Origin of the sequence: Candidatus Pelagibacter sp. HIMB1517 (assembly GCF_052047895.1) — a bacterium.
GTDB lineage: Bacteria > Pseudomonadota > Alphaproteobacteria > Pelagibacterales > Pelagibacteraceae > HIMB114.
Map to the genome: position 1 here is coordinate 123161 of NZ_JBNAIW010000004.1, position 19868 is coordinate 143028.

At 29.5% G+C, this 19868-nt stretch carries 19 protein-coding genes and 1 pseudogene; 8 read left to right on the forward strand and 12 right to left on the reverse strand.

The genetic code is table 11. The features are described from left to right. Positions 1-30 precede the first annotated feature (30 nt). Complete coding sequence (locus tag ACTTAT_RS02970; protein WP_440679582.1) at positions 31-1320, forward strand: NCS2 family permease; 1290 nt, start codon at positions 31-33, stop codon at positions 1318-1320. A gap of 29 nt (positions 1321-1349) precedes the next feature. Here ACTTAT_RS02970 and ACTTAT_RS02975 read toward each other — a convergent pair whose 3' ends face one another. Further along, positions 1350-1868 carry a phosphoribosyltransferase gene (locus ACTTAT_RS02975; protein ID WP_440679583.1) on the reverse strand — a complete coding sequence of 173 codons (519 nt, stop codon included), beginning with the start codon at positions 1866-1868 and terminating at the stop codon, positions 1350-1352. Between the two features lie 33 nt (positions 1869-1901). On the opposite strand from ACTTAT_RS02975, the gene ACTTAT_RS02980 reads away from it, so the two are divergent. Further along, a complete protein-coding gene (locus ACTTAT_RS02980; protein ID WP_009373000.1) occupies positions 1902-2195 on the forward strand; it encodes a DUF1330 domain-containing protein in 294 nt (97 codons plus the stop codon). On the opposite strand, the gene ACTTAT_RS02985 is transcribed toward ACTTAT_RS02980, so the two are convergent. Together ACTTAT_RS02985 and ACTTAT_RS02990 are read right to left on the reverse strand one after the other, a co-directional pair. After that, complete coding sequence (locus ACTTAT_RS02985; protein WP_440679584.1) at positions 2185-2802, reverse strand: DNA-3-methyladenine glycosylase family protein; 618 nt, start codon at positions 2800-2802, stop codon at positions 2185-2187. The two genes, ACTTAT_RS02980 and ACTTAT_RS02985, sit on opposite strands and share 11 nt — an antisense overlap. Then, on the reverse strand, positions 2803-3687 hold the full coding sequence (locus ACTTAT_RS02990) for a DMT family transporter (protein WP_440679585.1): 885 nt from the start codon (positions 3685-3687) through the stop codon (positions 2803-2805). A gap of 34 nt (positions 3688-3721) precedes the next feature. Here ACTTAT_RS02990 and ACTTAT_RS02995 point away from each other — a divergent pair, with 34 nt between their 5' ends. Genes ACTTAT_RS02995 through ACTTAT_RS03005 form a run of 3 tightly spaced genes read left to right on the forward strand, consistent with a single transcriptional unit; the run spans position 3722 to position 8616 of the window. Then, complete coding sequence (locus tag ACTTAT_RS02995) at positions 3722-4558, forward strand: rhodanese-like domain-containing protein (RefSeq protein WP_440679586.1); 837 nt, start codon at positions 3722-3724, stop codon at positions 4556-4558. Between the two features lie 56 nt (positions 4559-4614). Further along, a complete protein-coding gene (locus ACTTAT_RS03000; RefSeq protein ID WP_440679587.1) occupies positions 4615-5505 on the forward strand; it encodes an efflux RND transporter periplasmic adaptor subunit in 891 nt (296 codons plus the stop codon). Positions 5506-5511: 6 nt separating this feature from the next. Then, entirely contained in the window at positions 5512-8616 is a 3105-nt protein-coding gene (locus tag ACTTAT_RS03005; RefSeq protein WP_440679588.1) for an efflux RND transporter permease subunit, read from the forward strand. Between the two features lie 6 nt (positions 8617-8622). On the opposite strand, the gene ACTTAT_RS03010 is transcribed toward ACTTAT_RS03005, so the two are convergent. Both ACTTAT_RS03010 and cutA read right to left on the reverse strand, forming a co-directional pair. Beyond that, positions 8623-8997, reverse strand: coding sequence for a VanZ family protein (locus tag ACTTAT_RS03010; protein WP_440679589.1), 375 nt, complete (start codon positions 8995-8997; stop codon positions 8623-8625). After that, complete coding sequence (gene cutA, locus ACTTAT_RS03015; RefSeq protein WP_440679590.1) at positions 8976-9290, reverse strand: divalent-cation tolerance protein CutA; 315 nt, start codon at positions 9288-9290, stop codon at positions 8976-8978. Before cutA ends, ACTTAT_RS03010 begins: the two co-directional genes overlap by 22 nt. Positions 9291-9319: 29 nt before the next feature. Between cutA and gpmA the strand changes: the two genes are divergently transcribed. Beyond that, complete coding sequence (gene gpmA, locus ACTTAT_RS03020) at positions 9320-10042, forward strand: 2,3-diphosphoglycerate-dependent phosphoglycerate mutase (protein WP_440679591.1); 723 nt, start codon at positions 9320-9322, stop codon at positions 10040-10042. Here the strand turns inward: gpmA and ACTTAT_RS03025 are convergent. From ACTTAT_RS03025 to polA, 7 genes are read right to left on the reverse strand one after another with little or no spacing between them, the layout of a single operon-like run. After that, positions 10032-10718, reverse strand: coding sequence for a nucleotidyltransferase family protein (locus ACTTAT_RS03025; RefSeq protein ID WP_440679592.1), 687 nt, complete (start codon positions 10716-10718; stop codon positions 10032-10034). The genes gpmA and ACTTAT_RS03025 overlap by 11 nt on opposite strands. Continuing rightward, positions 10709-11632: an aminoglycoside phosphotransferase family protein gene (locus tag ACTTAT_RS03030; protein ID WP_440679593.1), complete on the reverse strand. Its 924-nt coding sequence runs from the start codon at positions 11630-11632 to the stop codon at positions 10709-10711. Before ACTTAT_RS03030 ends, ACTTAT_RS03025 begins: the two co-directional genes overlap by 10 nt. Next, positions 11616-12050, reverse strand: coding sequence for a tRNA (adenosine(37)-N6)-threonylcarbamoyltransferase complex ATPase subunit type 1 TsaE (gene tsaE, locus ACTTAT_RS03035; RefSeq protein WP_440679594.1), 435 nt, complete (start codon positions 12048-12050; stop codon positions 11616-11618). The genes ACTTAT_RS03030 and tsaE overlap by 17 nt, the downstream gene beginning before the upstream one ends. Positions 12051-12053: 3 nt before the next feature. Continuing rightward, positions 12054-13340 (reverse strand): adenosylhomocysteinase, encoded by a 1287-nt coding sequence (gene ahcY, locus ACTTAT_RS03040; protein WP_440679595.1) that lies wholly within the window; start codon positions 13338-13340, stop codon positions 12054-12056. Between the two features lie 42 nt (positions 13341-13382). Next, positions 13383-14915 carry an ATP-binding protein gene (locus tag ACTTAT_RS03045; RefSeq protein WP_440679596.1) on the reverse strand — a complete coding sequence of 511 codons (1533 nt, stop codon included), beginning with the start codon at positions 14913-14915 and terminating at the stop codon, positions 13383-13385. Beyond that, positions 14915-15616 (reverse strand): response regulator transcription factor, encoded by a 702-nt coding sequence (locus ACTTAT_RS03050; protein WP_009373014.1) that lies wholly within the window; start codon positions 15614-15616, stop codon positions 14915-14917. Before ACTTAT_RS03050 ends, ACTTAT_RS03045 begins: the two co-directional genes overlap by 1 nt. 42 nt (positions 15617-15658) lie before the next feature. Then, on the reverse strand, positions 15659-18436 hold the full coding sequence (polA, locus tag ACTTAT_RS03055; protein ID WP_440679597.1) for a DNA polymerase I: 2778 nt from the start codon (positions 18434-18436) through the stop codon (positions 15659-15661). A gap of 50 nt (positions 18437-18486) precedes the next feature. Here polA and ACTTAT_RS03060 point away from each other — a divergent pair. After that, positions 18487-19167: pseudogene (locus tag ACTTAT_RS03060) on the forward strand (ABC transporter ATP-binding protein); the annotation flags it as partial. Positions 19168-19219: 52 nt separating this feature from the next. Continuing rightward, positions 19220-19789: a biotin transporter BioY gene (locus tag ACTTAT_RS03065; RefSeq protein WP_440679599.1), complete on the forward strand. Its 570-nt coding sequence runs from the start codon at positions 19220-19222 to the stop codon at positions 19787-19789. Positions 19790-19868 lie beyond the last annotated feature (79 nt).

The following is a 19868-nucleotide window of genomic DNA, read 5'->3' on the forward strand; positions in this document are numbered from 1 at the left end:
TTACAATATAGGAGTTCTTGGAGGATAAAAATGTTTGAAAAATATTTTGAATTTAAAAAAAATAATACAGATTTAAGAACGGAAGTCATAGCTGGAGTTACAACTTTTTTGACCATGGCTTACATTATGTTTTTAAACCCTGTTATTCTTAAAGATGGTGGTTTTGATTTTGGAGGTGTTTATACAGCTACAATTTTAGCATCAGCAGTTGCTTGTTTTATCATGGCTTTTTACGGAAAAAGCTGGCCCGTTGGTTTAGCTCCTGGAATGGGACTAAATGCGTTCATTGCTTATGGTGTTTGTAAAGGAATGGGATACTCACCTGATCAAGCATTAGGTGCGGTATTTGTTGCTGGAATTTTATTTTTAATAATATCTTTAACGCCTATTCGTGCATGGATAATTAATTCAATTCCAAAAAGCTTAAAGCTTGGAATCGGTGCTGGTATTGGATTGTTCCTTGCAATTATTGGAATGGAAATTATGGGTATCACCGTTGATCACCCAGTGACATTGGTCACACTTGGTAATCTAAAAGACCCAATAGTAATTCTTGCATGTCTTGCATTTGTTTCAATGATTGTTCTTGAGAAACTAAAAGTAAAAGGAAATATTATTATTGGAATACTTGTGTTTTCAGTCATTGCATGGGTTGCTGATTTATCAAAATTTAATGGTGTAGTTGGATCAATTCCTCCAATGACACACTTATTAACTTTTGATCTTTCTGCCGGACTAACAGCTGGAATGGCAACAGTTGTGTTTACATTATTTTTTGTAGACTTTTTTGATACTGCAGGAACTTTGACCTCTGTTGCAAACGTAGCGGGAAAAGTTGATGCCAATGGAAAAGTTAAAGATATTGATAAAGCAATGTTGTCTGACAGTGTTGGAACAGTTGCAGGTTCATTATTCGGTACAACAACAGTAACAAGTTATATTGAATCTGGGTCTGGAATTAAAGCAGGTGGAAAAACAGGTATGACATCTTTAGTGATAGGTGTTCTGTTTTTAGCATGTCTTTTCTTTGCTCCACTCGCAACATCATTACCAAAACAAATTGATGGTGCAGCACTAGTATATGTTGCTATTCTTTTTGTTAGAAATATCACTGATATTGAATGGGATGATATATCTGAGTCAGGTCCTGCAGTATTAGCAATGATTACTATGCCTCTCACTTATAGTATTAGCTATGGAATTGCATTGGCATTCCTTGCATACGCATTAATTAAAATTGCAAGTGGAAAAGCAAATACAGTCAATCCAGCAATATGGGTTGTGGCTGTTTTAAGTTTTATTAGCTTTGCAATAATTTAAATTTAATAAACCACTAGGGTTTTTTAACCCTAGTGGTTTTTTTTTATATCTTCTATTCTAATTTCTTCGTATTTTTCAAAAGGCTGAACTATCCAAGGACTATCCTTGAGTCTATTAGCGCAGTAATCAGGTTCAAAAGTCGATTGAGATTTTTTCCATAAAACAGCTGTTCGAATTTCTTTAATATTTCCTCTCATTGGACGGTAATTTTGTAACCACTCTATACTTTTGTTTAAAGTAACCCCAGTATCTGAAAGGTCATCGCATAATAAAATATTTCCACCCAAAGTATGGGCAGTTGAACTTAATTCTCTTGAAAAAATTATTTGACCTTGTTGATTTTCAATCTCATCTCCTGAGTAAGACTCAACGGCCATATATGCACATTTAATTTTAAAAATTCTACTTAATACATCTATGATAGGAGCTCCGCCTCTCATTATGCCAATTAATAAATCGACCTTAAACCTAGAGTCATGAACTTGTATTGCTAACTTTTCTACTGTTTTGTTGTATTCATCCCAGTTAACAATTAATTTATTATCCATAAGTAGTTATTAATTAATTTTAAGGAGATGTAAATGAAAGGCTATTGGATTGCACTATATAAAAAAATTGAAAATCAGGATAACTTAAAAAAATACGGTGAAGCTGCTACTCCTGTAATCAAATCATACGGCGGAAAAGCTCTAGTTCGAGGAAGCGATCACAAAGTGTTAGAAGGAAATGGGTTTGAAAGAATTGTCATATGGGAATTTCCAAGTTTTGAGAAAGCTAATGAATGTCATGACTCAAAAGAATATTTAGAAGCATGGTCTTACGCTAAAGAGACAACTCACAGAGACTTAGTAATAGCAAAAGAATTTAATAACTAACTGGTTCAGGGTCTATGCTTCTCCACAAATACCATGTTGCAACTGTGCAATAAGGGCTCCATCTTTCCTTGAACTTTTTTAATTGTGATGGTGATGGCGGGTATTTAGTTTTATAATTATTTGATATCCCCCTTAGCAATCCAATATCTTGCACAGGGAAAATATCTGGCCTCATTTGATTAAAAAATAAAAACATTTCAGCAGTCCAAACTCCAATACCTTTAACCTGCACAAGGTATTTTATTGCGTCTTGATCATTCATTTTTTTTAACTTTTTAATATCAAGCTCTTTATTTAAAAATTTTTTAGCTAAGATTTTCAAGTATGAAATTTTTTGTCTTGAAAGGCCGCAAGAAGCTAGTTGTTTTGGTGTAAGCTTATAAATATTTTTTGGATGAATTTTTTTAGCTTTAGTTTCTAATTTTTTCCAAACTGATGAGGCAGCCTGAACTGATATTTGCTGACCAACAATAGATTTGCATAAAGAGAAAAAAGGATCCCTTCTTGTCTTTAAATTCCCTTTATATTTTTTTATTAACTTACCCAAGATTTTATCTTTTTTTGAAAGATATTTTTTTCCTTGATCCCAATATTTTGGTTTAGTCATTTAAACTTGTCTTACCATTGTAGTTTTAACTTTTTTAATTGCTTCTCTTCTAAAAATTATTGCAGTACTGATAATAATCAAGAAAGCACCTAATAATGTTAAATAAGAAATACTTTCTCCAAAAATAAATATTCCTGATAATATTGCAAAAATTAAACTTAAATATTTAACTGGCGTTACTAAAGATATATCGGCTTTTCTAATAGACATCGTTAGAAATATATTCCCTGTTGAACCACAAATACCAATCGCAAATAAATAAATGATGTCTTCAGTTTTTATTTGATTCCATCCAAAAAAGTATGAAATGCAACCTGTTAAAATTAATGCAATCGTAAAAAACATCGAAATTAAATAGTCTGGTTCTGTCTTGGATAGTTTTTTTATTAATATTGAAATAGTTGCAAATCCTAAACAAAATAAAATAGGAAAAAAAGAGTAATAACTAAACATCGTAGTACCAGGCTTTAAAACAACAATCACTCCAATGATTCCTAAAATAATTGCAAACCACCTATAAAATCTCACAATCTCACTTAAAAAAATAATAGAGAAAATTGTTGCAAATATTGGAGCGGCAAAACTGATAGTAATTGCATCTGCTATTGGTAAAAATTTGAGACCTAAATACAAATTCGCCATTGCAAAAGTTCCTGCTACAGCTCTACCAATATGTAATTTTAATTTAGATGTTTCTAAAAGATTTTTGTATCGATTAAGAGGAATAATAAAAAAGATAGGGATAAGTCCTAAAAAGCCTCTAAAAAATATTAATTGTCCAATTGGATAAGAATTGGACATTAATTTTACAGAAATATCCATTAATGAAAAGCAAACTACGCTTAAAATCATATAAATTATTCCTAATTGATTTTTACTGATCATTAAAAATCTAGTATCATGCTAATTTAAAAAAATCATGAATATAGTTGACGTTGATTGGCTGGAAAATAATTTAAATAATGAAAATATAATTATTTTAGATTGTAGTTGGCACCTACCAAATACGCAAAGATCAGGAAAAGAAGAATTTAAAAAAGAAAGAATACCAGGGGCTGTCTTCTTTGACATTGATGAAATATCTGAACAAGAAAGTCCTTTTCCTCATATGATACCAACAGAAGATTACTTTTCTAAAAAGGTAAGTGAGCTTGGCGTATCAAATGATCACCATATTATAACATATGATTCTTTAGGGGTTTTTAGTTCTGCAAGAGTGTACTGGATGTTTAAACAATTTGGACATAAAAAAATATCAATCTTAGATGGAGGTTTAAAATTTTGGAAAATTAAAAATAAAAAAATTGAAACATCTGCACCTAATAAAAAAATAAAAACAAATTATTTAGCTCAATTAAATCGATCAAAAATTAAAGGCTTTGAAGATGTCAAAAAAAATACTCAGACTAAAGAATTTAAATTAGTGGACGCAAGACCAAGTGGTCGATTTAATGGTACTGATCCTGAGCCTAGAAAAGATCTGCAAAGTGGAAGCATTGAAAATAGTTTAAATATACCATTTAATATTATCGTTGATGCTGAAACAGGCTGTTTTAAAAATAAAGAAGAAATTGAAAAAATTTTTAAAGAAAAAAATATTATGAAAAAAGACTCTTTGGTTTTTTCTTGTGGTTCTGGAGTTGCTGCTTGTGTAGTCGGGGCTGCTTATGAAAATCTAAATAATATCGATAATTATAACGTTTTTGATGGATCATGGACTGAATGGGCAACTAAAAATAATCTCAAAAATTCATAATATTTACATAATTTTATCTAATATCTTTTTTAATTAGAAATGATAAATACCGCCAAATGAAGACCCAAAAAAAAATTATTATATTTCTATCAATTTTCTTTTTTATAATAGCTTCAATTATAATTGGGCGAGCAATTATTAATTCAAAGATTGAAAAAGCAATCAAAAAAGCAAGAAGCAAACCATCAGGCGTAATTGCCTATAGTGTCAAAGAATCTAATTTTTTTCAAAGCATTGAAACATTTGGTACCGCTATAGCAAACAAATCTTTTTCAATAAGGATAAAAAAAGAAAACATAATAAAATCTATTGATTTTAATAAGCAGCAATTTGTAAAAAAAGGTACAATTATTGCTTCACTTAGAGATAGAGATATTATCGCTCCATTTGAGGGCCGATTAGGAAAAAGAGAAATTACTCCAGGTATTCTTGGTGACAGCAACTCTATTATTGCAACATTAGATGATAGTACAAAACTTAAAGTAGATATTAAATTACCAGAAAACTATGTTGGTATTCTTAAAAACGGATTAAGAGTTGAGGCAACAACAGATGCATTTGACAAGGTATTTGAAGGAGAGGTTAAGACTGTTAGCTCAAGAGTTGATCCAACCTCAAGATCAATCCTTGCTCAAATAGAAGTTTCTAATCCAGATCTTGAACTGATTCCTGGAATCCTTCTTAATATAAAAGTTATTTATAATGATAGAAAATCTTTATCTATTCCTGAAGAATCTCTTGTGATTCAAGGAAATAATAAATTTGTATATTTGATAGAAAATAACATCCTTAAAAGAAATGAAATAAAAATTGGATTGAGAAATTTTGGTAAAGTTGAAGTTTTATCAGGATTAAAAGCTGGTGATCAAATTGTAGCTGAAGGAACTAATAAAGTTAGAAATAAAGCAAAAGTTATAATTAAAAAATCAAACAAAAAAGCAAAATAAACTTCTATGTATTTAACAGATCTTTCCATTAAAAGGCCAGTCGTGGCTACAGTGATGAGCCTTGTGCTTGTTATTTTTGGATTGGTCACTTTTAGTAAAATTCCCTTAAGGGAATTGCCAGATGTTGACTCTGCAAAAGTAAATATCAGAACTGATTATACAGGAGCATCAGCAACGATTATTGATACTCAAATTACTCAAAAAATAGAAGATCGAATTGGTGGAACACCTGGAATTGTTACGATTGACTCAACAAGTGAAGATGGACGATCATCTATTACTTTAGAATTTGATTTAGATGTTGATTTAGATACTGCCGCAAATGATGTAAGAGAAAAAATTGCAAGGATAGTTGATAATTTGCCTGAAGGTGCGGAACCTCCAGAAATTTATAAATCGTCTGCTGCTAGGACTACAACAATGTGGCTTGCTTTCCAAAGTCCAAGCATGTCAGATCTTGAACTTACAGATTATGCAGATCGATATTTAAAAGATTTATTCTCAACTGTTCCCGGTGTTGGAAATATTAGATTGGGTGGTGAAAGGGAATTTTCTTTAAGAGTTTGGCTGGATCCAATTGCAATGGCTGCAAGGAATATTACTGTCTTAGAACTTGAGTCAATTCTTAAAAAAGAAAATGTAGAATTCCCCGCAGGTAAGATTGAGTCTAAATATGTAGATCTTGTAATTAAAGTTGAGAAAGCTTACAAAAAACTTCAAGATTACAAAGACCTTGTACTTAAAAGAGCTGGAGATGGCTCATTAATTAAACTAGGTGATATTGCTAGATTAGAATTTGGTGCTTTAAATTCTAGTACACTATTTAAAGGTAATGGAAACCAAACTGTCGGTATCGGTATCTATCAGCAATCAACTGCAAACACTATTGAGGTAGCTAGAGCAGTTAAAAAAAAGATTAAAGAAATAGAACCCTCTCTACCAGAAGACTCAACGCTTACGGTATCATTTGATAGGTCAACATATATAGAAGCAGCAATTGGCGAAGTATATAAGACATTATTTATTGCCGTTATATTGGTTGTATTAATTATCTATTTGTTTTTAGGAAACATAACCGGCGTAATTATTCCAGCAGTTGCAATACCTGTAGCACTTATTTCAACTTTTCTGGCAATTTATCTTGCTGGTTTTACTTTAAATTTATTTACACTAATGGCTCTCGTTTTGGCTATTGGAATAGTAGTTGATGATGCTATTGTGATGGGTGAAAATATTTCAAGAAGACTGGAAAAGGGTGAAACAGCATTAGTCGCTGCTTATCGCGGATCAAAGCAAGTTGCGTTTGCAATCATTGCTACAACTGTTGTCTTAGTATCAGTATTTTTACCTCTTGTATTTATCAAAGGTTTAATTGGTAAACTATTTTCTGAAATGGCTTTAACTCTTTCATTTGCAGTCATTATTTCAAGTTTTGTAGCTTTAAGTTTATCACCAATGATAGGATCAAAGTTTTTAAAAACGAGCAAAAAAAAACCAAGGTTTATTTTAAAGTTTGAAAAATACTTGCAGGCTTTTCAAAAATTTTATGAGGAAACCCTTCATTTCATGCTCAAAAGAAAAAAGAGTATTTTTGTTTTTTTAGGAATAGTTCTAGTCAGTATTATTGTTTTATTTAATTTTACTAAAAAAGAATTGCTTCCTAAAGAAGATAGAGGTGTGTTTTTTGTTATTATCCAAGCACCTGAAGGTTCCGGATTTAATTATACCTCTGAAAAAGCTTTAGATATCGAGAGCAAATTTTTACCAAAAGTTGGGAAAGGTGAAATTAGAAGATTGTTATTAAGAGTGCCTGGATTTGGAAAGAGAAGTAAACAGCTAAATTCAGCATTTATCATTGTTCTTTTAGAAGATTGGGCAAAAAGAAAACGAAGTGGACAACAAATTTTAAGAGAGTCATTTGGTATCATATCATCTGTTCCAGGTGTACGAGCTTTTCCAGTTATGCCCCAATCAATTAGAGGTGGCGGTGTTGAAAAGCCTATTCAATTTGTTTTATTAGGAAGCACTTATGAAAAACTTGAGGAATGGAAAAATATTTTAAAAAAAGAAGCCAGAAAAAATGAAAGAATTATAAATATAAGTGACGATTATGAATTAACTAAACCGGAGTTAAAAGTAGAAATAAATAATGAAAAAGCAGCAGATCTTGGAGTTTCAATCGAACAAATTGGAAGAACGATGGAAACTATTTTTGGCTCCAGACAAGTTACAAAATTTACAAATAATGGAAAAGAATATTCAATTGTCTTACAAGGTGATTTGAAGGACAGAACACAGCCATCAAACTTAAATAAAGTTTATGTCAGATCAGATATTACAAAAAAACTAATACCATTATCGAATGTAATAAAAATATCAGAAAGTGCAGCAGCACCTTTTTTAAGCAGGTATCAAAGGCAAAAGGCAGTTACTATTTCAGCTCGATTAGTAGGTGATTATACTATTGGAGAAGCGCTAGGATATTTAAATAATATTGTAAAAGAAAAACTCCCTGCAGAAGTTCGTATCGATTACAAAGGAGAATCTGAAGAATATAAAAAAACAAATGTTGGAATTTACCTAATTTTTGTTCTTGCATTAGTAACTGCTTATCTATCTATGGCGGCACAATTTGAAAGCTGGAGACATCCACTAACTATTATGCTGACAGTTCCACTAGCAATCTTTGGCGGCATCATTGGACTCCTTGTTGCTGGTAGCTCATTAAATATCTATAGCCAGATCGGTTTAATTATTTTGATAGGTCTTGCTGCTAAAAATGGAATACTTATTGTTGAATTTGCAAACCAATTGAGGGCTGAGGGTAAAGATATTGAAAAAGCAATTTTAGAAGCTGCAAAAATAAGACTAAGACCAATTCTTATGACTTCATTATCTACAATTGCAGGAGTTGTTCCTCTTATTATTGGATCTGGTCCTGGAGAGGCAAGCAGATTAACGGTTGGAGTAGTTATATTTTCAGGAATGATTTTTTCTACTTTCTTTACCTTATACGTTATCCCCACAATTTACTTGTTAATTGGAAGAAATACTCAAAGAATAGATGCGGTTGAAATTGAACTACAAAAACAACTTAAAACAGTAAAATAATTTAAATTATTTTTTTAAATCTTTTAATTTAAACAAAAACAATCCAACAGCCAAACCCAAAAAGTTCATGATTAAATCTAAATTTTCATAAAAACGGTTTGGGATATATAGATGCAATACTTCCATTAGTAAGGAAAATAAAATTAGAAATAAAACTATAGATTTAAATTTTCTATTTTTATCAAAAGATAAAAAGGCTAACATACCTAAAAAAAAATAAGAAACAAAATGACTTAGCTTATCACTGCCTGGATACGTAGTTGGGTCACCCTTTAAAACCAAACCTACTAAATTTCCAGGATAAATAGATACTACGAAGATGAACAAAAACCATATTAAAAATAAAAATTTATAAAAAATTAAGAATTGTCTGAGATCCATTTTAAAAATGCGTTGTTTCCTGAATCGATATTGAAAAAAAGAATACACGGGCAATCATAGGAATGTTGACTCTTAACACTCTTGATAATTTTTTTAACATTCTTTTTTTGTGTTTTTCCAATCAAAATATATTCCTTTGATGATTTAACTTTATTATTCCATTTAAAAATTGATTGGATGTTTGGAATAATATTAGTACATGCAGCCAGTTTATTTTTAACTAAAAATTTACCAATTTTATTTGTTTCTAATTTTGATCCACAAGTAATGTATAACAATTTATAATTGCTCATTTTGATTATCTATCATAATAAACAATTTAATGGTAAATCTTATTCTAATTCGTCATGGTCAAAGTCAATGGAATTTAGAGAATAAATTCACTGGTTGGTACGACGCTGATCTTACAAAAAAAGGTCTAGAAGAAGCTGATAAAGCTGGCCTGCTTATAAAAGAACTTGGTCTTAAATTTAATTACGGTTTTACTTCTTTTCAAACTAGAGCCATAAAAACTTTTGAAACAATTTTAAAATCTTCAGAGATTAATATTCCTCACGTCACGAAAGCATGGCAACTTAACGAAAGGCACTATGGAGGTCTACAGGGTCTGAATAAAGAAGAAACTGCAAAAAAACACGGAAAGGAACAAGTTATGATCTGGAGAAGAAGTTATGATATTCCTCCTCCTCCCCAAGATAGAAATGACCCTGCTCACCCTGTAAACTCTGAGATTTACAAGGATATTGATCCAAATTTAATTCCAGATTCTGAGTCACTTAAAGATACATATAATAGAACTGTGCCTTATTATTTAGAAAATATTGAACCATTATTAAAAAAATCTGAAAATATTTTAATCTCAGCTCATGGAAATAGTTTGCGCGCATTATGCAAAAAAATTTTTGAAATTTCAGATGAAATGATTGTTAAATTAGAAATACCAACTGGGAATCCAATTCAAATTCAATTTGATCAAAATTTAGATCTTAAAGAATACAGATATTTAGATAAAGCACGCGCCAAAGAATTTATTGTTAAAAAATAATATCCTTATTTTTTAGCTTATTATAAATTTCTAAATCAGTTGTATGATAAAAATTCTGCTCAAAAACTTCCCCTGTAATTTGCTTTTCTTCTATTAAATGGTCCCATATCTCTTTTAGTGAAAATGGTTTTACCTCTTTATTTTCTAATAATGAGGAGTTTAAGATCTGAAACCCTGTATAAATATAATTTTTTTTATTTGTTAAAAAGTCATTCTCAATGGAAAAATCTGCATTTAAATTAGGGTCAAAACTCTTATCTTTTCTTGCTAAAAGCAATCCTGCTAAAAAATTTTTTTGTATAGTGTTTTTAATTAAAGTTTTCATATCTAAAATATAATTTTTTTGCCAAACTGTATCTGAATTTAAAACAAGAAAATAATCGTCGGATAAAAATTGCTTGGCATTTGCTAATGCGCCACCTGTATCTAAAATAACTTCTTCTTCAAAAACTTTAATATCAGGGTGATTTTTATTTATATAGCTAGAAATTTTTTGTTTTAAATGATGAACATTAACTGCAATCTCATTTACACCAAGTTCTTTTAAAATCTTAATTGAATATTCAATTAGTGGAATATTATTAATAGTTAATAAAGGTTTGGGAGTTGTACTAGTTAGTGGCAAAACACGTTTGCCAAAACCAGCACATAAAATTATTGCTTTATTTATTTCCATTTTTTTCGAATAATTTTGTTAGAAAAATATTTTTTGAATATCAAGTTTAATTCTTTTAGTTCATTATGCTTTAGTCTTAACTTTAAAAGGGACCAAGTTCTTGGTAAATATTTTAAATATTTTTCTTTATGATCACGTCGATGCAATCTTAAAAAAATACCCAAAATTTTTAAAAGCCTTTGAACTGAAAGAATGTGAAAATCGAGTAGAAAATCATTTTGTTTTATTTTTGTTTTTTTTAAATAATATTTTATTAATTTAGACTGATCTCTTTGACTTATATTTACCCTAACATCATCTACTAGAGACATAAGATCATAAGCAGGATGACCAATTACAGCATCTTGTGTATCTAAAAAAGCAATTTTTTTATTATGAATAATTAAGTTTTCGATATGAAAATCTCTATGAACAAAAACTTTATTAGATTTAGTAGTTTTTTTGAGTAACTTTAGAAAACAATTATTTATTGTTTTTTGAATTTCTCTTATTTTCTTCTTAGAAAAAAATTCTGGTAAATACCATTCATAAAACAAATTCATTTCTTTTTGTAATAATTTCATAGAATATTTAGGTAAATTTTTTTTTAGTTTAATTTTTTGTAATTTTACAAGCTCATCAATTACATTTCTAAATTGATTAACTTTATTTTTATTAATGACATTTTTTACTAAATTATTCCCTAAATCTTCAATAATAATAAAATTATTTTTTACATTTTTTTTTATTGTTTTGGGTGCTTTAATTTTATTGCTAATTAAAAATTCATTTATCTTAGAATAATTTTCTAAATTATTTTTTTTATCCTTCTTGCAATAAACTAAAATATGCTTTTTCTTATTTTTAAAACGATAAAACTTTCTTGGTGACGCATCACCAGCAACTAAATAAATTTCATTATTTAGTTTTTCCAAAATATTTGATTTTAATGTCACGTTCGTTTTTTAATTTTGTATGCTTTAAATTTATTTCTATACGATTTATATTTTTTTTCTTAATTAATTCCGGCCATTCTATAATATTTATTACCTTATCCTCTAACTCAAAAAGACCAATGTTTTCTAGATCTAATTTACTCTTAAGTCGGTATAAATCGTAATGGGCTATAATGAGTTTATTTTTGACCGGGTAGTATTGGACTATGTTAAAAGTTGGACTGGTTACTTGAGGTGACTTTTTTTTATTTTTTTTAAAAATTTCACTAATAATTAACTTTGACAAAGTAGTTTTTCCAGTACCTAAATTTCCCTTTAAATAAATTGTGTGACCTAATTTTACTTTTTTTGATATTGTATAAGATAGCGTCTTTAAATCTTTTAAAGCACATCTCATTGCTTAGTATCTATAAGCATCACCTTTGAAAGGACCTTGTGGAGAGACACCTATATAATCAGCTTGATCATTTGAAAGTTTAGTTAACTTTGCTCCGACTTTTGCTAGGTGTAACTCAGCAACTTTTTCATCTAAGTGTTTTGGTAGAACATAAACTTTCTTTTCATATTTATTAGGATTATTCCATAATTCAATTTGTGCCATAACTTGGTTTGTAAAAGATGCACTCATAACAAAACTTGGGTGACCTGTAGCACAGCCTAAATTTACCAATCGTCCTTCTGCTAATAAAATTATTCTTTTTTTGTCAGGAAATTCTATTTCATGAACCTGAGGTTTAATTTCATTCCATTTATAATTTTTTAATGCATCAACTTGAATTTCATTATCAAAATGACCAATGTTACATAGTATAGATCTATCTTTCATAGATCTCATATGATCTGCTGTTACAATATCTTTATTACCTGTAGCAGTTACAACAATATCTGCATTACCAATCATTTCATCCATTAAAACAACTTCGTAACCTTCCATTGATGCTTGCAATGCACATATTGGATCAGTTTCAGTAACCATTACTCGTGCACCAGCTTGACGTAAAGATGCTGCACTACCTTTTCCAACATCACCGAAACCTGCAACTATTGCAACCTTGCCAGACATCATAACATCAGTTGCTCTTCGTATTGAATCAACTAAACTCTCTCGACATCCATACAAATTGTCAAATTTAGATTTAGTTACTGAGTCATTAACGTTAAAAGCTGGAATTAAAAGACTTCCATCTTTTTCCATTTTTTTCAACTCTTTAACACCTGTTGTTGTCTCTTCTGAGACACCCTTAATATCTTTTAATAATTCCTTATAATCTTTATGCATTAAAGCGGTAAGATCTCCACCATCATCTAAAATCATGTTTGGCTTCCAATCTTTATTTCCTTCAATCGTTTGTTTAATACACCACCAATATTCCTCTTCCGTTTCACCTTTCCAAGCAAAAACAGGTATTCCTTTTCTAGCAATAGCAGCGGCAGCATGATCTTGTGTCGAAAAGATATTGCAAGAAGACCATCTAACACTTGCTCCAAGATGAACTAGAGTTTCAATCAAAACAGCTGTTTGAATTGTCATGTGCAAACATCCTACAATATTTGCTCCTTTTAGTGGTTTTGAATTTCCATATTCTTCTCTTATGGCCATTAAACCTGGCATCTCGGACTCGGCTAGGGAAATTTCTTTGTCTCCAAAATCTGCTAAATTAATATCTTTTACCTTATAATCTGTCATTGGCGGTCAACTAACAGTATTGGAAAGTTTAATCAATAGGAATTAAACAGAGGGTAAAGAAATATCAACTATAGCGCCAGAGTTACCTTTTTTATTATAAACGCTTATTAAACCTTTATGAGAATCAATTATATTTTTAACAATATTTAAACCCAGTCCTGAATGTGCACCTTTTTGTTCGTTTGGTCTATCACTATAAAACCTTTCAAAAACCTTATCTAAATTATTTTTATCAAATCCAGGACCCTGATCCTCAATTAAAATTTTAAAATTATTTTTTTCCAAATTTATTTTAATTAGAATTTCTGAATTATTAGGGCTAAATGATACTGCATTATCTAATAAATTCGCTATGACCTGCTCAATACGACTCTCAATACCAAATATTACAGCTTTTTTTAATTTTTGACTATTATCAAAATTAAATTTGATATTCTTTTTTTGATTCACTGTATCTAAGTTAAAATCTTCAACTATGCTATCAATCAATTGAAGGAGGTCAAAATTTTTTGCGATAGCTCTTGATTGAGATGCTTCATCTTTTAGAACTTGAGAATAATCAGTTATTAACCTTTCAATTCTCTCAACATCGTTTGATAAAATTTTCAAAAGTTTAATTTTTTGATTATCATCCTTTGTTTGATTTAATAAATCTGAAGCACCTTTTAATGAAGCTAAAGGATTTCTAATTTCATGTGTTAAATCTGAAGCAAATCTCTCTGCCAATTCAATACGCTGATAAAGTTTATTTGTCATATCAGTCAATGATTTTGATAAATTGCCAATTTCATCATCGCGCTTATCAAATTCCACATTTAAATTTTCATTACTTTTGGGATTATCGTAAGAAATCTTTTTTGCGAAAGAATTTAAAGATCTAATAGGTTTAATTATATAATTATTTAAAAACAAAGAAAAAATCATAATCACTATTGCTGCTATCAAAACCGATCTTAAAACGAAATTTTTTCTCTCTTGTACGGCAAGACTTATTTCATTCGATATCTCACTGACGGTTATAATAATATTATTGTCAGTCAACTTAAGAATTGAGCTTGTATGAATGACTAAATTATTATTTGTACTTTCAGAAGAAATAAAAAACTTCTGATCAACGTTTGAATTAACTTCATCTAAAAAACTATATTTAGCTTCAGATACGAAATTCAAATTCTTATTATCTTCTTGTTGCTTTAGTTTTTCATTAATACCGAGTGTTTCAATTCTCTCTGTAACAAATAAAGAAGTGCGATCTATATCAATAATTGAACTATCAACTAAAATATCTTTGTTCATTTTAAAAAATCTAATTTGATCAACTTCATCTAGTATGAATTTTGATCTAAATAAAAAATTTTTTAATGTATTTTCATCTGAGTCAATATTTTGGTTTTTTAAATTTAAATTTATATTTTCTATTATATTTTGATGTTTTTTACTTTTTCGATTAATTAATTCAGGCTCGATTGCCAATAGGTAAACAAAAGTAAAAAATCCTAAAACTAAAAATACAAAAAAATTAAAGGTAAGAAATTGTTTTAATAAAGATTTAGTCGATAATAAATTGGTTATCATTATGGGTTAGCATTCCAACGATATCCGCTTCCATAACGAGTTTCAATAGCTGAAAATTCTTTATCAACTTTTTTAAATTTTTTTCTTATTCTTTTTACATGGCTATCAATAGTTCTGTCCTCAATGTCATTATTTTCTTTATAAGCAATTGTCATTAAATGAGATCTCTCTTTTATGACGCCAGGCCTTTTGGCAAGTTCATATACAATTTGAAATTCTGTCGTTGTTAACTTGTCAGGCAAATTTTGATCATCCCAAGTACATTCTAATTGCTCTGGATCAAGCATCAACTTTCCTTGTTTAATAATATTCTTACTATCAGGAGTTACCTGATCTTTTTTTCTAAATTGAACTTTCACTCTTTCAATCAAAACATTTATTGAAAATCCACCAGATTTTTTTACGTAATCATCTGCGCCTAACTTCAGACCTAATAGCTCATCTACCTCTTCATCTTTAGAAGTTAAAAAAATAACTGGAAGGTTTGTCTTTTTTCGTAGTTTTTTTAAAAGCTCTTCTCCATTCATTCTTGGCATTTTAATATCAATGATAGCGAGGTCTGGTGGTGTTCTTGTTATTCCAATGTACGCACTTTCGCCATCAACATAAGTTTGAACTTTATATCCCTCATTTTCTAATGCTATAGAAACACTAGTTAAAATGTTTCTATCGTCATCTACTAATGCAATTGTTTTAGACATACTGTTTTTATAATATCAAAAAAAGACTAAAATTAGACTAAATTAATGTGCATCATTCCAGTTTTTGGCACTATTTGCATCAACAATTAAAGGCACAGAAAAGTTATAATCACCATCAATTGCATTTTCCATTTCATTTTTTATTTTTTTTATTTCTTTTTTTAAGTCCATATCTTTAGTCTCTAACAACAACTCATCATGAATTTGGACTAATAAGCGTGACTTGATTTCTTTAGACAATATTTTTTTATCAATATTAATCATTGCAAATCTAATTATATCTGCTGCTGCTCCTTGAATTGGAGCGTTAATTGCGGCTCTTTCTTGAAATGATTTTAAAGTATGATTTTTATCATTAATATTTGGAAAATGACATTTTCGATTAAACATCGTTTGAACAAAACCGTTTTTCCTACAAAACTTAAGAGTCTCTTGCATGTAATCTCGTATCTCAGGAAATTTTTTAAAATATGAAAATAAAAACTGTTCTGCCTCTGGATTACTAACTGAGATTTGTTTAGCTAACCCATATGAAGATATTCCATAGATAATACCAAAATTAATGGCTTTAGCCTTTCTTCTCATATCCTCGTTGATTTTTTTTATATCACACTCAAATATTTGTGATGCTGTAATGTTATGAATATCCTCATTATTTTTAAATGCTTTTTTTAATTCTTTAACATCTGCTACATGCGCTAAAACTCTCATTTCAATTTGGCTATAATCTGCTGAAATAATTGAGTTTCCCTTTTCAGAGACGAAAGCCGATCTAATTAGCTTGCCTTCTTTTGATTTTATTGGAATGTTTTGTAAATTTGGATCAGCAGATGCTAAACGGCCAGTACTTGTTGCTGCTAGTAAAAAAGATGTATGGATACGTTTAGTGTTTTTATCAATATATTCTGGAAGAGAGTCTGTGTACGTATTTTTTAATTTAGATTTTTGTCTCCACTCCAAAACTAATTTTGGAAATTCATGTCCTTTACTTGCTAAATCTTCGAGAACATTTACGTTTGTAGCAAAATTTCCTTTTTTGGTTTTTTTTGTTCCTGAAATTTTTAATTTCTCATACAAAATATCACCCAACTGTTTGGTGGAGGCTATATTAAACTCTTCCCCAGATAGTTTATAAATCTTTTTTTCTAACGTTTTTAAATCTACACTAAAACTATTTGACAGTTTTTTTAAAATTACCTGGTCTATTTTTATTCCATTATTTTCCATTCTTGCGAGAACGTCAACCAAAGGAATTTCTAAAGTTTCATAAATTTGAAAGCATTTTTCTTTAACTATTCTATCTTTAAATAAATTATAAAGTTTTAGAGTTACATCAGCATCCTCACATGCATATCTATAGGCACTATCAATTAAAACTTCATCAAAAGTGACTTCTGATTTTCCGGTGCCGACAACATCTTTAAATTTTATGTTATCATGATCTAAATGTGTCTTGGCTAATAAATCCAAATTATGTCTATTAACCCCAGCATCTAAAGAGTAGGATAGTAACATTGTATCTTCAAAAGATTTTAGTTCTATTCCATATTTTAAAAATATTTTGAGGTCATATTTGATATTTTGACCTACTTTTTTTACTGTCTCATCTTCTAAATAAGGTTTTAAAACCTTTACCAATTCCTTAATTTTTATCTGTTTTTTTAAATTTGGGTCTTGTTTGTTTTTGTGACCGACAGGAACATAATAAGCCTCATTTTCATTAATGGCTAAAGATATACCCACCAAATCTGCTTTTTGTGAATTTAAAGAATTTGTCTCTGTATCAATAGCAAAGTAACCTTGATTATCAGCTTGCTTAAGCAAATTTTCTAATTCTTGAACTTCATAAATAATATGAAAACCACTTTCTTTTTTGTTATTTGTTTTTTGTGGTGTCGTGGTTTCTTTTTTTACAAAAGTATCTGATGATTTTCCGTAAGTTTGCTCAATTCTCTTTTTAATTTTTGAAAATTCCATCTCATCCAAAAAATTAAATATTTTTTCCTTGTCCAAAGGTTTTAAAATAAAATCTTCAATTTCTTCTTTTATAGGAACATCGCTTTTCAGTGTTACAAGCTCTCTACTAATTAATGCATTTTTTTTATTATCTAATAATGTTTGTCTTCTTTTAGGTTGTTTAATTGTATCTGCTTTTTTTAATAATTCATCTAAAGAGCCGAATTGATTAATTAATTCTGCTGCAGTTTTTACGCCAATACCTGGGACCCCGGGAATATTATCTACAGAATCTCCAGCTAACGATTGCACATCTATTACTTTTTCTGGTGGTACTCCGAATTTTTCATTAACCTCTTCAATACCAATATGTCGATCTTTCATTGTATCTAACATGAAAGTTTCTTTATCAACTAGTTGCATTAAATCTTTGTCTGATGAAACAATTGTGATTTTAATTTTCTTTTTTTTTGCTTTTTCTTTATATGTCGCAATCAAATCATCTGCCTCATAATTGAGCATCTCTATTGATGGCAGATTAAAAGCTTTGACTGCTTTTCTAATGTAATCAAATTGAGGAATTAAATCCTCGGGTGCATCTGATCTATTACCTTTGTAATCTTTATAAATATCATTTCTAAAATTTTTTCTTGCACTATCAAATATTACTGCAAGATGGGTGGGGGTATCCATAGTATTACCAGCTTTTGCTTTTTCTAAAAAACTATAAAGCATGTTACAAAAACCACTTACTGCACCAACAGGTAAGCCGTCACTTTTACGCGTCAGTGGTGGCAAAGCATAATAGGCTCTAAAAATATAACCTGATCCATCAATTAAAAATAAATGTTTTTCTTTAGACATAAGTTTTTTATACAAATTGTATTTTTTAATGTTATTACAAGCTGACCATCATGAATAGTTCAATTGCCTTAAAAGTTGAAAATGTGAATAAAATTTACCTGCAAGGTAATAAGCATGTTGAGGCATTAAAAAACATTTCTTTAGAAGTTAAAACTGGAGAAATTTTTGGATTGCTTGGGCCAAATGGAGCCGGTAAATCTACTTTCATTAATATACTTGCTGGCACTGTAAACAAAACAAATGGTTTTATAAATGTTTGGGGGTTTGATTTGGATAAAAATCCTAGACAAGTTAGAGCCTCTTTAGGAATCGTTCCTCAAGAAATAAATGTTGATCCTTTTTTTTCTCCAAAAAAAATTTTAGAAATTCAAGCTGGCTTATATGGTGTTAAGGCACAAGACAGGATTACTGATCAAATTTTAGAGTTAACAAACTTATCTGATAAGGCGAACGCATACACAAGAAACTTGTCCGGCGGAATGAAAAGAAGGTTATTGGTAGCTAAAGCTATGGTTCACCAACCACCAATTTTAATACTTGATGAGCCTACTGCTGGAGTTGATGTTGACTTAAGAAGAAAGTTGCTTGAGTCTGTACGTGAACTAAATAGGCAAGGGGTAACTATTATTTACACTACACATTATCTTAAAGAAGCTTCTGATATTTGTGATCGTATTGCAATTATTGATAGGGGCAAATTAGTAGCTTTAAATTCAACGCAAGAACTGCTAAAAAATAACTCTGATTTAGAAGAAGTATTTATAAATCTAACAAATAAAGAAAATGAACATAATAACTAAAAGAAAAATTCAAAGTAATTCATATAAAGTTTTAATTGCTTTTCTTTTTACTATTTTATTAGCAATAAGTTCAAAAATAAGTGTACCTTTTTATCCGGTACCTATGACAATGCAAACTTTCGTAGTTCTGTTCACAGGTGTTGCCCTAGGTGCAAGATATGGATTTATAGCTTTATCTTTTTATATTCTTGAAGGTGCCCTAGGGCTTCCAGTATTTTCAGGAACCCCAGCCAAAGGGATTGGGATCGCCTATTTATTTGGTCCAACAGGAGGATATATTATTGGATTTGCTTTTTCAGCTTTTTTAGCTGGAATACTTTTTTCAAAAAAAAATTACTTTACTGATAATAAAAATTTTCTAAAAACTTTTATAAAATTAATTATTTCTTTAACACCAACTTATATAATCGGTTTAATTTGGCTAGGAACAATTATTGGTTGGAATAAACCAATTTTAGAACTTGGTTTTTATCCATTTTTATTAGGTGAAATCTTTAAAGTTTCACTACTTGCAATCTTATTACAAAATTTTTCACGTTATAGATTTTTCTGATTCATTTTAATTCTTTAGAAGGTAACTGGAAAATAAAAAAGTATATTAATAAAAATACTTACTCTAAAGGATCCTTATT